At 36.4% G+C, this 15,148-nt stretch carries 13 protein-coding genes; 11 read left to right on the plus strand and 2 right to left on the minus strand.

Annotation, left to right across the window (positions count from 1 at the left end; genetic code table 11):
- Positions 1–35: 35 nt before the first annotated feature.
- Positions 36–2,024 (minus strand): DNA primase, encoded by a 1,989-nt coding sequence (gene dnaG, locus FW781_RS15000; protein ID WP_149388169.1) that lies wholly within the window; start codon positions 2,022–2,024, stop codon positions 36–38.
- Between the two features lie 103 nt (positions 2,025–2,127).
- Between dnaG and tsaE the strand changes: the two genes are divergently transcribed.
- The 8 genes from tsaE to FW781_RS15040 all read left to right on the plus strand — a co-directional run bounded on the left by tsaE (position 2,128) and on the right by FW781_RS15040 (position 9,406).
- On the plus strand, positions 2,128–2,535 hold the full coding sequence (gene tsaE, locus FW781_RS15005) for a tRNA (adenosine(37)-N6)-threonylcarbamoyltransferase complex ATPase subunit type 1 TsaE (protein ID WP_149388170.1): 408 nt from the start codon (positions 2,128–2,130) through the stop codon (positions 2,533–2,535).
- A 67-nt stretch (positions 2,536–2,602) separates the two neighbouring features.
- Positions 2,603–3,793: an alanine dehydrogenase gene (locus FW781_RS15010; RefSeq protein ID WP_047381225.1), complete on the plus strand. Its 1,191-nt coding sequence runs from the start codon at positions 2,603–2,605 to the stop codon at positions 3,791–3,793.
- Positions 3,793–4,164: a DUF4258 domain-containing protein gene (locus FW781_RS15015; RefSeq protein WP_077415436.1), complete on the plus strand. Its 372-nt coding sequence runs from the start codon at positions 3,793–3,795 to the stop codon at positions 4,162–4,164. Before FW781_RS15010 ends, FW781_RS15015 begins: the two co-directional genes overlap by 1 nt.
- 15 nt (positions 4,165–4,179) lie before the next feature.
- On the plus strand, positions 4,180–4,953 hold the full coding sequence (locus FW781_RS15020) for a histidine kinase (protein WP_149388171.1): 774 nt from the start codon (positions 4,180–4,182) through the stop codon (positions 4,951–4,953).
- The gene (locus FW781_RS15025; protein WP_149388172.1) at positions 4,928–5,638 is read left to right on the plus strand and encodes a LytR/AlgR family response regulator transcription factor; all 711 of its coding nucleotides are present in this window, start codon (positions 4,928–4,930) and stop codon (positions 5,636–5,638) included. The genes FW781_RS15020 and FW781_RS15025 overlap by 26 nt, the downstream gene beginning before the upstream one ends.
- A gap of 315 nt (positions 5,639–5,953) precedes the next feature.
- The gene (locus FW781_RS15030; RefSeq protein WP_228720206.1) at positions 5,954–8,242 is read left to right on the plus strand and encodes a cation:proton antiporter; all 2,289 of its coding nucleotides are present in this window, start codon (positions 5,954–5,956) and stop codon (positions 8,240–8,242) included.
- 104 nt (positions 8,243–8,346) lie between these two features.
- Positions 8,347–8,832, plus strand: coding sequence for a hypothetical protein (locus tag FW781_RS15035; protein ID WP_149388173.1), 486 nt, complete (start codon positions 8,347–8,349; stop codon positions 8,830–8,832).
- 49 nt (positions 8,833–8,881) lie between these two features.
- Positions 8,882–9,406, plus strand: a complete 525-nt coding sequence (locus tag FW781_RS15040) for a hypothetical protein (protein ID WP_317133404.1) — start codon at positions 8,882–8,884, stop codon at positions 9,404–9,406.
- Positions 9,407–9,413: 7 nt separating this feature from the next.
- Here FW781_RS15040 and FW781_RS15045 read toward each other — a convergent pair whose 3' ends face one another.
- Complete coding sequence (locus tag FW781_RS15045) at positions 9,414–10,058, minus strand: hypothetical protein (protein ID WP_149388175.1); 645 nt, start codon at positions 10,056–10,058, stop codon at positions 9,414–9,416.
- Positions 10,059–10,515: 457 nt separating this feature from the next.
- Between FW781_RS15045 and FW781_RS15050 the strand changes: the two genes are divergently transcribed.
- From FW781_RS15050 to FW781_RS15060, 3 genes are read left to right on the plus strand one after another with little or no spacing between them, the layout of a single operon-like run.
- Entirely contained in the window at positions 10,516–11,535 is a 1,020-nt protein-coding gene (locus FW781_RS15050) for a LysM peptidoglycan-binding domain-containing protein (RefSeq protein WP_149388176.1), read from the plus strand.
- 1 nt (position 11,536) lies between these two features.
- The gene (locus FW781_RS22470; RefSeq protein WP_172625730.1) at positions 11,537–12,388 is read left to right on the plus strand and encodes a DUF4280 domain-containing protein; all 852 of its coding nucleotides are present in this window, start codon (positions 11,537–11,539) and stop codon (positions 12,386–12,388) included.
- A 3-nt stretch (positions 12,389–12,391) separates the two neighbouring features.
- Positions 12,392–15,139 carry a hypothetical protein gene (locus FW781_RS15060; RefSeq protein WP_149388177.1) on the plus strand — a complete coding sequence of 916 codons (2,748 nt, stop codon included), beginning with the start codon at positions 12,392–12,394 and terminating at the stop codon, positions 15,137–15,139.
- The last annotated feature ends 9 nt before the right edge of the window (positions 15,140–15,148 follow it).

The following is a 15,148-nucleotide window of genomic DNA, read 5'->3' on the forward strand; positions in this document are numbered from 1 at the left end:
TTTGTCACAGAATATTTAAAAAACTGACTTAAAAACTATCTTTTGCGATCTCCATAGATTCCTTTGATAGGCGAATATTCGATGATATTACTCAATCGCATTGAAGCCTGTTTCAATAAGGTGATTTTTTTAATAAGCTCATAGTACTTTACTTCATCAGTATCCCTGTACACATCCAGCTCTTTATCTGTTTCTGTGATTAAATAATCAATATACCTGTATTTATGCAATAAAACATCTCCCTGGATCTGATCTGCCACTTTATCCCCGTAATTGGGAGGATAAATATTTCTGGAAGCCCAGTTTTCAAGATCATCCAAAGGAATCAGAGCATCCACAACCTTTGTGGTAATCTCTTCATCCATAAAAGATACAAAAAAGTTTCCACTTCTGAGTTCATCTTTCTGAATCCCCTCTCTTACCTGAGTGATAATGATTTCATTCCCTTTGACCAAAAATGCATACTGCTCTTCTTCAAAATGATGAAGAATTTCCTCAATTACGGTAATCTGATATTCTTCACCTTGTTCATTTCTACGTTTCAGAATTATATCCCCAAATGCCAGCATATGTTCTACAAGTTTATTCTCCATGAACAATACATCATACAGGAAAGGATCTTCTTTTTCTTTATCCAAAGGAACAATCTCCATTTTGGGAGCGGCGGTCTTTTCCTTCTGTTGCTGCTGAACATGATGGGTCTGGTTCTGTGTAAGCTGCTTCTGAACATCCAGTTCATTGAAGAGGCTCTGCTCAGAAAGTCCGAATTTACTGGAAACTTCTTTAAGATAAACTTCCCTTTTCAGCGCATTCTGTACAAAAGAAACAGATTTTACGATATCCCTTATCGCTTCTGCTTTTTTAATAGGGTCATTACCAACATCCCTCAACAGAATTTCCGCTTTGAAGTCGATGAAATCCATCGCTTCATTTTCGATATACTTTTCTACATATTCCTGCGGATGTTTTCTGGCGAATGAATCCGGGTCATCTCCATCAGGGAAAAGCAAGACACGGATGTTCATACCTTCAGTAAGCAGCATGTCAATACTTCGGAAACTGGCTTTGATACCGGCGTTATCACCGTCAAAAAGAATGGTTACGTTTTCCGTAAGCCTCTTGATCAATTTGATCTGCTCTGTCGTCAAAGACGTTCCGGAACTGGCCACCACATTTTCAATTCCCGACATATGAAGTGAAATCACATCCATATATCCCTCCACCAAAAGACAGCCATTCTTCCTTGAAATAGCCTGCTTACTTTGGTTTAGCCCGTAAAGGACATTGGATTTATGATAAATCTCCGTTTCCGGTGAATTGAGATATTTTGCCGTCTTAACATTATTTTTAAGAATCCTTGCCCCAAAACCGAGTACCCTTCCGGAAAAACTGTGAATCGGGAAAATTACTCGTTCTCTGAAACGGTCAACACCCGCAGGAGTGTTTTCCGGGAAAATAGAAAGTCCAGATTTTTCAAGAATTTCTTTAGTATATCCTTTTTCCAGCGCATAAGCAGTAAAGGCATTCTTTTTCTCCGGAGAATATCCCAGCTGGAATTTCTTAATAATATCATCCTTCAGTTCTCTTTCTTTGAAATAAGAAAGCCCAATGCTCCTCCCTTCATGATCATCCCAGAGGATCTCCTGAAAATACGTATTGGCAACCTCATGAATTTTATATAAAATATCTTTTTCAGTCTGGGCATTTTTTGCTTCTTCGGAAATTTCACGAAGATCTTCTTCAATTTCAATTCCGTACTTTTTTGCCGCATGGCGAAGCGCTTCAGGATAGGTAAAATTCTCAATTTCCATAAGGAAAGAAATTGCAGTTCCCCCTTTTCCCGTCGAGAAATCTTTCCAGATCTGTTTGCTTGGCGAAACCACAAAACTCGGAGATTTTTCTTCATGAAACGGGCTGAGTCCTTTAAAGTTAGACCCTGCTCTCTTCAACTGCACGTATTCACCCACAATCTCTTCAACCCGGATTGTGGAGAATATCTTATCAATGGTCTGTTTGGAAATCATAGTACAAAAATACACATAAAAAAAAACCTTACAATTATATAATACATCCGCATTTTATTTAGTAGGTTTTATCATTATTTTTGCAAAACAAATTAGCTATAATATGCAGTTTACTATACATACAATCAAAGACTGGCAGGAAGTTGTTGACAGCATCATTCCGGAATTAAAACATAATATTCTTTTATTAAAAGGAAATCTGGGAGCAGGAAAAACCACTTTCACCCAATTCCTGCTTAAAAATATGGGCAGCAAGGATGAAGTAAACTCTCCAACCTACTCTATTGTGAATGAATACAATACGGAAAAAGGGAAAGTATATCATTTTGATCTTTACCGCTTAAAAAACATTGAAGAAGTCTATGATATCGGAATTGAAGAGTATCTGGACAACTCTTTTTTATGCATCATCGAGTGGCCGGAAGTGTATGAAGAGGAGCTTTACGGTCTCAACTATCACACAATGAGCATTGTGAATACGGGTGAAAACAGAGAAGTTTCATTCGATTAAATATTATGTATCTTTGCTCATAAATTGAGTGTAAATAACAATCTGTAAGACATAATTTAATTTAAGGATGAGTACAAATATTTTTACTCCTTTCACAGAAGAAGAATTGATGCCGAAAGAGGAAAAATTGGAGGTTATTAAAAAGGGAAAACAGTTTAGTATTGGAATTCCTAAAGAGACCTGTCTCAACGAAAGGAGAACCTGCATCACTCCTGACGCCGTACAGGTGTTGGTAGAGCACGGCCATGAGATCATTATAGAATCCGGGTCCGGAGAAGGTTCGTTTTTTACAGATTTACAATATTCCGAATCAGGAGCAAAAATCACGAATGATCCTAAAGAAGCTTTCGGGCAGGATCTTATTCTGAAAGTTAACCCTCCTACTGAAGACGAAATTGAGTACATGAAACCTAATACATATCTGGTTTCAGCACTTCAGATCAACCTCAGAGACAAGGAATATTTTTTAAAACTTGCAGAGAAAAAAATAAATGCCATTGCTTTTGAATTTATCGTTGATGAATACAAACAGTTGGCACTGGTAAGATTAATTGGGGAAATTGCAGGAACCGTTTCCATTTTATATGCTTCAGAGTTATTGGCCTTATCCAATGGCTTAATGTTGGGAGGCATTACAGGAGTAAGACCTGCAGAAGTAGTGATTCTCGGGGCCGGAATTGTAGGGGAATTTGCTACGAAAGCAGCAATAGGTTTAGGAGCCAGTGTGAAAGTTTTCGACAACTCTCTATCTAAACTGAGAAGACTTCATACGATTGTTGACAGCCGTGTACCGACTTCTATTATTGATCCTAAAGAACTCAGCAAAAGTTTAAGACGTGCTGATGTAGTGATAGGAGCGCTGCCAAGATTGAATATGACTCCTATTGTCACTGAAGATATGGTGATGAAAATGAAAAAAGGAAGTGTCATTATTGATATTACCATAGACAACGGTAAAGTTATTGAAACTTCAGAACTCACTACCATGGAAGATCCTTATGTCATCAAACACGGTGTTATCCACTGCGGACTTCCGAACCTTACCTCAAGAATGCCGAGAACCACTACGAAAGCCATCTCGAATTTCTTCCTTTCCTATATTTTAAATTATGACGAAGAGGGCGGCTTTGAAAACATGCTGATCCGCAAAAACGAAATGAAGCAGAGCTTATATATGTACAAAGGAAGACATACCAAGAAGATCATCTGCGACCGTTTCGGACTTACATACCACGATATCAATCTTTTAATTTTCTAATGAAGAAACTGAAATTTTATGCAATAGGCTTCATTCCGGGGCTTTTACTCGTATTTTTTATTTTAAACAAAAAAGGGGCAAGTTGCAGCGGTTATCTACCCAACAGCCGGGTTATTGCTGAAAGTCTTTCCAAAGAATTCAAATATTCTGATGAGGCCAAAAGTGCAATGGCAGCCTATAAGATTGATGAAAAATTCATAAAAGACAGTATCATTACCAAAGGAAAAGTAGATTTTGATCGCAGCCATGCACAAAAGAAACCTTGTCCGAGCTATCTTTTAACCTATCCTGAAAAAAATCCATCTTACGAAATCACGTATGAAAAATGTGAAGAAACGGTGATGGTAAACGGTCTTAAAAAACTTAAATAGTTTTATTACCACATTATGGACGGCAATTATTACATGATTCATGACTATCTGATATTCATCGGAGTTTTTGCCATTTTCCTGTTTCTGACGACCAGTATTTACCTTTTCAGCCAGAATCAGAAACTGAATCAGAGAAATACCAAATTATCGGAAACCAACAAACTTATTGAACAGCGTCTGAATGAAGTTCGTCTGGAGCATATCGGTACAAAGCTGAATCCGCATTTGTTTAAAAACATTCTTAATTCGGTTCAGTCTCATGCCTATCAGACATATATGTCACTGGATAAACTGGCCAATGTACTGGATTATATTTTATACGAAAGCAATAATAAGTACGTAAGCCCGAAAGAGGAGCTCAATTTTGCTTTAAGCCTTATTGAAATTAATAAAATCAAGATCAATCCACTTTTTGACTTCAGAATCAAATCAAGGATTAATAAATCTGATGCTTTGTATGAGGAAAAAGTATTTGCTCCGCTGATTTCTGTGGATCTTATTGAAAATGCCTTTAAACATACGGATTTCCTGGCTCAGGATTCTTTTATTTCCATTTATATGGAGCTTGAAAATGGTATTTTTACTATGAAAGTAAGCAATAAAGCTTCGCTAAAGAATATTCTGGAAAAGGAAAAAAGCGGTTTTGGAAGCCAGTCTTTTGATCAAAGGCTTAAAATGATCTACAGCACATACTACCAGCTGGAAAGAAGTTCAAAAAACGGAGTCTTCACTGCAGAATTAAAAATCAATTTAGGAGAATTCTATGATAAAATGCGTTATTCTGGATGATGAATTACTGGCCATCAGCTATTTAAAACTTCTATGTGAACAGATTGACAATGTAGAAGTAGTAAAAGCATTCAATGATCCTAAAATCTTTTTGAATGAAATAGATAACCTTGACTGTAATCTGTGTATTCTGGATATTGAAATGCCCGGAATGACAGGTCTTCAGGTGGCTGAAATTATTTCAGGTTCAAAAAAAATCATCTTTACTACCGCTTATAAAGAATATGCAGCCGAAGCTTTCGACCTGAATGTGGTAGATTATGTAAGAAAACCTATCAAAAAAGAAAGACTGATCCAGGCCTTTGAAAAAGCTAAAGAACTGGTGGAAAATCCTCCTAAGAAAGATTTCATCGAATGGAATACCAATATTGGGAAAACCATCATATTTACAGAGCAGATTTCTTATATTAAAACCTCTGAAATAGACAGCAGGGATAAAGATATCATCCTCAGCGACGGAACTACAATCGTATTAAAAAACCTGAATTTCAAAAACCTTCTTGAAATGCTTCCTGCCAAAGATTTTGCCCAGGTCAACAAAAAAGAGATCATTGCTCTGTCTTCTATTAAGGTATTTTCAACGAACGAAATTATCACGACTATTCCTACGGAAGACCACACTTTTCTGAAACTTCAGATCGGCGATGCTTACAAAAATTCCTTGATGGAGCTATTCGGGAAATAAGCCCTTTTTCAAATCTTTAAGGTTTCGTTACAGAATTACAGCCCTTTATTACAACTCCCCTTTTTCAACATACAATCCATTTATTTTTGCATAGAATTAATTGATTGTATAATGAAAAATTGTTTCTATGCTGTAGAATTTCTCGTATCCAGCTTGTGCTTTTCTCAGGAAGTACCTTCAAAAATGAAGATATCATTGAATAGGGATTGATTCAAATAGATTTTATTACATTTTTTAGAACATTCATTACATTTAAAAAAAAAGAATATTTAACATAACTATATTCTTATCAAATTTGCATAAAATATTGGAATCATGAATTTGGGGAAATACAAAAATATTATCTTTTACATCAGTACCATCGCATTCTTTTCTTGCCTTATGTACTGGTTTTTCATCCAGGGGAAAACACTGGAAATAGGGGAAAATATTACTCCCAGCAAAGCTACGGGAGCTACGATGTGGGACAATTTTGCAGATTCTTTTCTGGCAAATCTTCATCACCCTCTGGCACTTCTTCTGATCCAGATCGTGACCATTATTCTGGTCGCTAAACTTTTCGGATGGATCTGTATAAAGCTGAAACAGCCTTCTGTAATTGGTGAAATGATTGCAGGAATTGTTTTGGGACCGTCACTTTTCGGATTGTATTTCCCGGAACTCTCTGCCTTTATCTTCCCGAAAGAATCACTTCCTAATCTTCAGTTTTTAAGCCAGATCGGTTTGATTCTCTTCATGTATATTGTGGGAATGGAACTTGATTTGAGCGTTCTTAGAAAAAAGGCCCATGATGCTGTGGTAATCAGCCATGCAAGTATTATTTTCCCTTTTGCATTAGGGGTTGGGCTATCTTATTTTATTTATAAAGAATTTGCACCGGAAGGAATTCAGTTCAGTTCCTTTGCGTTATTTATAGCTATTGCAATGAGTATTACGGCCTTTCCTGTTCTCGCAAGAATCGTTCAGGAAAGAAACCTTCACAAGACGAAAATAGGAACCGTTGTTATTACCTGTGCTGCGGCAGATGATATTACCGCATGGTGTATTCTGGCAGCAGTAATTGCTGTAGTAAAAGCAGGATCCTTTTCAGGATCAGTATTCGTTATCTTAATGGCTATTCTGTATGTTTTCATTATGATAAAAGCAGTAAGGCCATTTCTTAACAGAATTGCTGAATCACAGAAGGGAAAAGGTTTCATCAGCAAATCACTGGTTGCTGTATTTTTCTTAATCCTTATCATCTCATCATATGCCACAGAAGTGATCGGTATTCATGCACTTTTTGGAGCATTTATGGCCGGAGCCATTATGCCGGAAAACGTAAAATTCAGGAATCTTTTCATAGAAAAAATAGAAGATGTTGCCTTGGTTTTACTACTGCCTCTCTTTTTTGTCTTTACAGGATTAAGAACCCAGATCGGACTATTGAATGATCCTCACCTTTGGAAAATTGGCGGACTGATTATTTTAACAGCTGTTACAGGGAAATTCGTTGGAAGTGCCCTTACTGCAAGATTTTTGAGAATAAGCTGGAAAGACAGTCTCACAATAGGTGCCTTAATGAATACCCGGGGACTTACAGAGCTTATCGTTCTGAATATCGGTTATGATTTAGGAGTATTAGGTCCGGAACTTTTCGCAATGCTTGTGATCATGGCTTTATTTACAACGTTTATGACAGGTCCTTGTCTGGATTTTATCAATTACCTTTTCAAAGGGAAAAAATCGATGATTGAAGATGATGAAAAGGAAGATGATGATACAAAATACAGGGTTCTTCTCTCTTTTGAAACGGCAAAAGCAGGAAGCAAACTGCTGAAACTGGCAGATAACTTCACTCATAAAATGAACGGGAACAAAAGTGTCACTGCAATGAATATTGCTCCTGTAGATGAACTTCATGCCTTCGACATCGAAAACTTTGAAAAGGAACAGTTTAAAAATGTCATTGAAACCTCTCATGAGCTTCAGCTTGAAGTAACTACTCTTTTCAAAGCTTCTACAGATGTTGAAAGCGATCTGACGAATATTACCAATAAAGGAAATTATGATCTTCTTCTTATTATGCTTGGAAAATCTATGTATGAAGGAAGTTTACTGGGAAGATTATTAGGGTTTACCACCAAAATCATTAATCCCGAAAAATTATTGAACACCGTAAAAGGAAAAGGAAATATTTTCAACAACTCTCCTTACGATGATCTTACGCTTCAGGTTTTGGATAAATCGACCATCCCTGTGGGAATTCTTGTTGATAAAGAATTTAAAACAGCGGATAAAATCTTTGTTCCGATCTTTAACCTGAGTGATTTCTATCTTCTGGAATATGCGAAAAGATTGATTAATAACAACAATTCGCAGGTTATCATTCTGGATGCTGCAGGGCAGATCAGAAACAATATTGAGGTAAAAGAGCTGATCAGAAGTATTGAACAGGTAGCTCCTAATCATATCACCTTGTATAATGAGAAAAAGATTGAAAAAGAATTTCTGAACTCCCAGGATCTGATGCTGATCAGCAGTAAGAGCTGGAAAAATCTGATTGATACAAAAAGTCTATGGCTTTCTGATATTCCATCTACATTAATAATTTCAAACCCATAGCCCAAATAACACACCGATATTTCTATTTCTACAAGAAGCTGTAAATATTATTCGTTGTCTGTAAAGAAAAAACGGGTATATTTATAGCTTCAATTTTTTGGGACATGCTGATTAACAGTGAAAATGGAGTTATAGAGCTGAAATCCTTCAATACACAGCTTTATCAGGGAATGAGTCTTGATCAGCTGAAGCAGACTGGTTTTTATAAAGAAAAGTATCATAATTGCCGGGATGTAAAAACCGGATATTTTTGGTATTACTTTCAGCATATAGAAATAAAAGGATATCAGATATCTTTCAGTCTGTGCTTTTTCGGAGATCAGCTGGACATCATTCATATGAGCACATGGGAAAATGGTGATGCCCAAGACTGGGATGAATGGACAGAGGAAAAAGAAATGAAAGTTTTTCACAGAAACAATACTTTTCTCACTAAGATCCTTGACAGGCTTCCAACCCAAAAAAAGAAAAACCCTTACCCAAGCTGTACCTTCAAATTTCCCTGGGGAGATGTATGGTCGGTCTACGATCCGAGAAGCGCCAGCAGTCTGATGGGAATCAATTGTAATGAAGAGGAAAAAAACAAATAAAAATAACTTATAACCAAAGAACAAGACTTTAAATATGTGCCGATACTCCATGATGGTTTACAAAGGACATTATGCCTGTTTCAACTGCCAGAAAACTTTCAAACGCCGCCATTTAAAAGATGTGGACCGGGATGCTCAGACTTCCGTGGAAGCCAAATGCCCCGAATGTGGAAATCTGATGGCCAATATGGGACTTGATTTTAAATCTCCTCCAAAAAATGACGATAAGCAATGGGCGCACATCCGTGATTTGTATACGGTAGGAATCACTTTCCATTCTTGTGGATGCTCTGGTCCCGGATATATTCCTCAGGACCGAAAGGCTATTATTGCCTATCTCGAAAAAATACGCTCAGAATATATGCATTCTCTGGTATTCTGGAGATACCGGATAGAACCTGAGAATAAAAAGGAACGCGAACTTGATTATCAAAAAAACAGCGGTCATTTATGGGCTGTGAATCGAAATGCTTTTAAAGAAACGGTAACCAATCAGGAAGGAATTAATTATTGGCTCAAAAGAATTAATGAGGTTGAAGAAAGACTAAACATCATCAAAGCAGATCAACAATAACAACCATTTAATCAGCCAGTTTCAGAAGTCTTTTAAAATCCTCTGTTATGTTTTTCTCCTGTTCATCCGGATAATCCGCACTTATATTAAATCCGCGTCCCGCAGTGTTATTGATCAGAATTATATTTCCGTTTTCAAAATAATTACGGGTCATTGTAATTTTTGATTTTTTCAAATCAAAGGCTTCCGTATCGTTATTCTCTTTCATAGCTTTAACATCATAGAAAAGCGGACGGTTATACCTGTACTCTTTCTCGAAAACAAAAGATAGTTGTCCGTTCAACAGATAATATTCTATCAGCATCTGCCCCATTTCTCCATAATGCCTGGCGATGACTTTTTCCAGACGCTTATCTGTATAATAAAATGTTGCTTCTCCACCTTCTGCCGATTCTCCTTCAATATTTTTCCTTTGGACAGAAGTCCATTTTGTCATTGAATTAATCCTTTTAAAATTGGCCTGAATAGGTTTCAGCCGGTTTTGTAAGCTCTTACTGCTTGTTGTATCCTTTTCGTTGAATGTTTCGTTAATCCTTACAGTATCCTTTGCTTTGGTGGTGAAAAAAACAGATGACTGAGTATTCGATTCCTGAGCATATGAATCCATACTGATCAATGCAATGAAAACTCCGTATAAAAATCTATTCTTCATGGCTGTTGTTTATAGCTTTAAAAGTAATCATAACTTTTGGTTGTGTATATAATGAAACCACAAAAGTCACAAAAGTTTCTTATCTGCTTATTGTAAGTTACAACGAACTGTTTTAAAAGTACATAAATTTTAAAATATACCAGCTTAGATTCCTACGGAATGACATAATTGAAATGATAGTCTTACCCATACAGTCTGTCATTCCGTAGGAATTCAACCGTATTAAAACAATAAGAAAAGCCTCAACAAAAACTCCAATCCTGACAGGCATCACAACTGAAGACGCAATATTCCCCTCCTCCGGAGGGGTGGCAAAAATTCAAAGAATTTTTGACGGGGTGGTTTTCTGTACAACATCAATCTCATGTCGTAATTCTACTACAATTTTTGAAATTTAACCCTAAAAATTAATTTCAAATAGAGTTTTTTAATAGCTTTATCCTATAATTCACATTGGATGGAAATTGATTTCTTACAATATCAGGTACGAAACGGAGACACATTGACCTCTATTGCTTCCCGGCTGGGTATGACCGGCGAGGAGCTAAAGCTGTTTCACAATTCCCATTGCCAAAGAATGGATAAAGTTTGGTTTGAAAATCTTAATGACGTCAAAAATATCTTTGTTCCTACCAATTTTAAAACGGAGAAACAAAAAGAACAGGAAAGAAAAAACAGTTTTCCTTCAAAATTTTCTGAGTCTTTTTTTGCTAAATCCTATTCCGTGAATGAAATTTTTAAAAGTCCATTCGAATCTCCTGTTAACATCGATTATATCATTGAGCTTGATCTTCACAAAGACAGAAACACAGGCCAACATATCCTGAGCTACAGTCAAAATGATTTTAAATCCAATGGAAATACACCTGATGATAAGGTAAGCAGTTTATCTATTGCCTGTATGAAAAGTATTATGCCTCTTGAATTTATTCTGAATGAACAGGGCAGAATAACGGGATTTGCGGATCATAAAAAAATCAAGGATACCTTTACCCAAAAGCGTAAAGATCTTGAAGAGTTTTATGTAGGAGAAGTTGCCCAAAACTACATGGATTCGTTTGAAAGGAATATCAGCGATGAAGTATTTTTATTACAGCAATTTCAGAGTACGCTTCTGTTTCAGACATTGTTTCCCAAAATTGATTGGTTCCAAAGGAAAACAAAATGGGCAGAATCTTTTTATCTTTTACAAAATTCATTTTCTGTACAATGTGAACTTAATATTGAACAGTCCAACGATGATGGCTCTGTTTTGACTATTTTAAACGGTAAAATCACAGAACAATGTACTTCACAGGAGATCATGCGCGGCATTAAGCTTAAAGAATCTGCGTCTGAACCTGCACAAGGAAATATTATATTAGAATACACCACTCACACAAAAAATAAGAATCTTCTTCAGGCTAAAGCCTCGGTTTTACTGAGTCATGAAGAAGTATCTATTCATCAACACCATATCAATATAACACAAGGATAATATGAAAAATTATGTCACACAAAAAGGCGACACATTCAGTTCGCTGACCCGGCAGTTTAAGCTGAAAGATAAAGGCATTTTAAAAACCTATCACAATCTCCATTGTCCGCCAGAAGATGTCATGCAGGAACCTGTTCCTGGAAAAACCATTTTTATTCCGGAAGATCCACAGCTTATGGCAAATGAAATTCAGTCTCAGGATATTTCAACCTCTCAGCAGGAAGAATCTACAGATGAGATGAGTTCCAGCGAAGAAAATTCTCCGGAACAACAGGCAAAAAACGAAGAGCAATCATCTGAAAAAACAGATCAGCAATCCAAGAAAGAGGAAAAAAAAGATACTAAAGAAGACAGCGGTTCCAGTCCTCATGAAGGAAAATATTTCATTGTGCAAAAAGGAACTGTACAGTGTAATCAGGGGTTTAAATTTCCAAAATTTAAAGTAACCAGCCACCAAAAGCATTACTGGAATGATGAAGAAGGAAATGCCGATTATCTGGCAGTAACAGAAGATGATCTTCAGCTTGATCCGGCGGCACAGCCCTTTGGGCAATGTAAGCTTAAGCCAAGTTCAGGAGGATATCTTCCCTGCGCTTATGCTCCCGCAGGAAAATGGCAGAAAACTTATGAGAAAGTAAAAGTCATGGGAAAGAGCTGCCTTACAGAAATCTCAGAACTGATGTGCAGCACAGGAGGGAAAATAACCATTCTCAAACATGGCCAGCAAAGTGAGACCAGCAAAAGCCAGGTTGGAAAAGCCAATACGCAGGAACAGCAGGTCTATAACCCTGTTGTGGATTTTGATGAATTCAAGGAAGATACAAAAGGTACAGACGGACTTTATTACAGCTAAGCCATGACAGGAAATATTATTGGGAATCAGAATCCTCTGATAGGAAAAACCTACACCTACGAAGTAAAACCTTCCGGCCTCTCATTCGGGTTGAAAGGCGAGTATGAATGGTATCTATACAAGAAACAGAAAAACGGAATCTGGAAAGATATCACCGGAAAACCCAAAAGTGGTGAAAAAGTAACCTATAGATTTGGAGAAATAGGTCTGGGAATAGAATTTCAAATGAAAGTCTACGAAACTAAAAAAGGTATTTTCCCGGGACTTCCCGCTACCAAAGAATTGGCTGCCACTTTTATACTGATTCCTACCAGTGATAAGGTTTCAAAAATAGATAAAGTAATCCTTTTCAACAGAGGAGGAAAAGATGTTAATAAAGCCAGCTATCGTGATACTCTTATTGCGCAGGCTCACTGCATTGCAATGTTCAATAAGGAAATAGAATTTCACCTTTGGGAAGATGATGCTCCGGGCAAAGGCCACGATTCTAACATTAATAAAAACAACCGTCACACAAGAAGTTACAAGGCTCTTGTCAATGAAAAAGGGATTGCGGAAGTACCAATTCCTCTGATGTCTGATGAAAAAATTCTTCGTCAGGTAGCCAATCAGTTTATGATGAAAGGTGATAAAAACGAAGGAGCCAATCATGAGTATTATGTTACAGCCACTTATTCAGGAAAAATCCAGGGAGCCAGTCAGGTGAATGTAGATGTAGCCAATCCTGATTATAAAGGACAACCCCAAAACCAGCCCAAACCTAAGCCTCAACCCGGTACACACACCCAAAAATTTCCTCCACAACAAGGAGGTAGTCCCAAACAACCTGCTCCTAAAGGTAATATTATAGAAGCTGTTTTCATTGATGATACAGGAAAAGAGCTTTCCAAAGTAGCTGTAGGAGATAAAGTAAGAATAAGAATCCACTCCAAAAATATGGTGGAAAAACATATCCAGTATGTAGTCTGGGAATATGACACCGCTTCCAATGATGAAGTGTTTAGAAGTGGAAATATTAAAATTACAGCGGATATCTATGACACTTCAGGATTTATCATTACAAAAGCTATTTTTGAAAAAGGAATAGACTCCCCTATTGGCGATCCGGACTCCGATACACAAAATTATTTTATAGAAATTATCTCCAAAGATCTTTCCGCAGAATCTCAGAAATTTGGGGTAAATTCGGAAGGCCTGATGGAAGTGGAAAAGGTGAAGAGTGCGGCGGGGGTACAGAAACAGCCGAAAAATAAAACAACAGGAGAATGTTTCTGTAATAGAGATTTTGAAGAAAAAGATGTAAAACAACTTGTTAAGTTACTAAAAGGAACTGAAACAATTTGGGAAGGACAAGCATTAAAAGGAGGTAAAAGAGCTCCTTGTAATATCAGTGACAAATCTTTTGCTACGCTTACAAAAGCATTAAACTCAGCATTTAAAAAATATAATATTAATACGTGTATTCAAAAAATACATTTCCTTGCTCAAGCTTGTGAAGAAACGGGTACCTTCGCTCTGTCAGAAGAAACCAAAAGTGATTTCTTATCAAGTCAAAGTATTTATAAAGGTCGCGGATTATTGCAGCTAACCGGTATCAGAACTGATGAGAAAGATTTAACAACTTTATTTAATAAGCCAGGACCTTATAAAGATTATGCTGATTATAAAAATGATCAAAATATTGTAAAAAATCCTAGCATTGTTGCCAACAATGTAGATTATTGTATTGATAGTGGAGCTTGGATTTGGAGTATTAATAAAAGAATGACTTCAGATCCTGATTCGGCAGCAATCACAAAATGGGGGAAAGAAACATTAGGTAAATCACTTAATGAATTAGCTATATTTGGTGATAAGTATTTAGAATTGATATCGGTTTTGTTGAATGGTAGAAATACAAAAACTAAAATGCCAAATGGCTGGGGAACCCGGCAAAGCAATTATAAATTATTAAAAACAGGGTTTTTCATGTATGATAGATTTCATGAAAAAAGTAATGCCCCTGTAAATGCTAAAGATATAGTTACTTTCTATATCTATGCAAATGGAAGTATCGAGAAGCATATTCCTAAAAACATTAAGGAAGGATATGAAGAAAAATATAAATATATTTATTGTGACAAAAATAATAAAAATCATGAAATATGTACCGTTAAAGTAGTAATGGCTCAAAAATGGGTTGTAGGTTCTAAAGTAAACGGCGGAAAAGGCTGGGAAAAAAGGACAGTAGGCAAAAAAACGAGATATTATCAGAAAGACAGTGGACAGGTTGAACTGATTAAGGTACCTCTACCTATTAATTATAATAAAAGTGGTATTCTGATTAAGATTGGTGATAATACTGACCGAGAATATATTAACCCAAAAGCATTTGCCTCTATGCTGGGTGCTGTAGCGGAATGTGGTTATACTGACTTCATGTTCAATGGATCTACATCTGTTGATGGAACTGGGGCTCCTAGTGTAACTCATGTCAACGGAGTATCATTCGACTTCAGATATTTAAGGAAAGATAAAACAAGCAACAATATTCATATAGATACAGAATCTGAGGCTTTTGATATTGCGAGGGAAGAAAAATTTATTGATGCTCTTGTTAATTTTGGCTATTCAAAATTTTACAGCTATAATATTGTAGTTAATAAAAAGAAATTTATATTAAAAAACTCAACCCATCTAGCAGATCATAATCACCATCTTCATATCCGCAGGGAAGGATATAACCCAAAATATAAAGAAATAAAAGAATAAATATAAAAT

This window comes from Chryseobacterium panacisoli (assembly GCF_008274625.1).
In the GTDB taxonomy this organism is placed as follows: Bacteria; Bacteroidota; Bacteroidia; order Flavobacteriales; family Weeksellaceae; genus Chryseobacterium; species Chryseobacterium panacisoli.

Bases quoted from the DNA above. Each gene is read 5' to 3' on its own strand.
- dnaG (WP_149388169.1), bottom strand. From the start codon at position 2,024: ATGATTTCCAAACAGACCATTGATAAGATATTCTCCACAATCCGGGTT.
- tsaE (WP_149388170.1), top strand. From the start codon at position 2,128: ATGCAGTTTACTATACATACAATCAAAGACTGGCAGGAAGTTGTTGAC.
- FW781_RS15010 (WP_047381225.1), top strand. From the start codon at position 2,603: ATGAGTACAAATATTTTTACTCCTTTCACAGAAGAAGAATTGATGCCG.
- FW781_RS15015 (WP_077415436.1), top strand. From the start codon at position 3,793: ATGAAGAAACTGAAATTTTATGCAATAGGCTTCATTCCGGGGCTTTTA.
- FW781_RS15020 (WP_149388171.1), top strand. From the start codon at position 4,180: ATGGACGGCAATTATTACATGATTCATGACTATCTGATATTCATCGGA.
- FW781_RS15025 (WP_149388172.1), top strand. From the start codon at position 4,928: ATGATAAAATGCGTTATTCTGGATGATGAATTACTGGCCATCAGCTAT.
- FW781_RS15030 (WP_228720206.1), top strand. From the start codon at position 5,954: ATGAATTTGGGGAAATACAAAAATATTATCTTTTACATCAGTACCATC.
- FW781_RS15035 (WP_149388173.1), top strand. From the start codon at position 8,347: ATGCTGATTAACAGTGAAAATGGAGTTATAGAGCTGAAATCCTTCAAT.
- FW781_RS15040 (WP_317133404.1), top strand. From the start codon at position 8,882: ATGATGGTTTACAAAGGACATTATGCCTGTTTCAACTGCCAGAAAACT.
- FW781_RS15045 (WP_149388175.1), bottom strand. From the start codon at position 10,058: ATGAAGAATAGATTTTTATACGGAGTTTTCATTGCATTGATCAGTATG.
- FW781_RS15050 (WP_149388176.1), top strand. From the start codon at position 10,516: ATGGAAATTGATTTCTTACAATATCAGGTACGAAACGGAGACACATTG.
- FW781_RS22470 (WP_172625730.1), top strand. From the start codon at position 11,537: ATGAAAAATTATGTCACACAAAAAGGCGACACATTCAGTTCGCTGACC.
- FW781_RS15060 (WP_149388177.1), top strand. From the start codon at position 12,392: ATGACAGGAAATATTATTGGGAATCAGAATCCTCTGATAGGAAAAACC.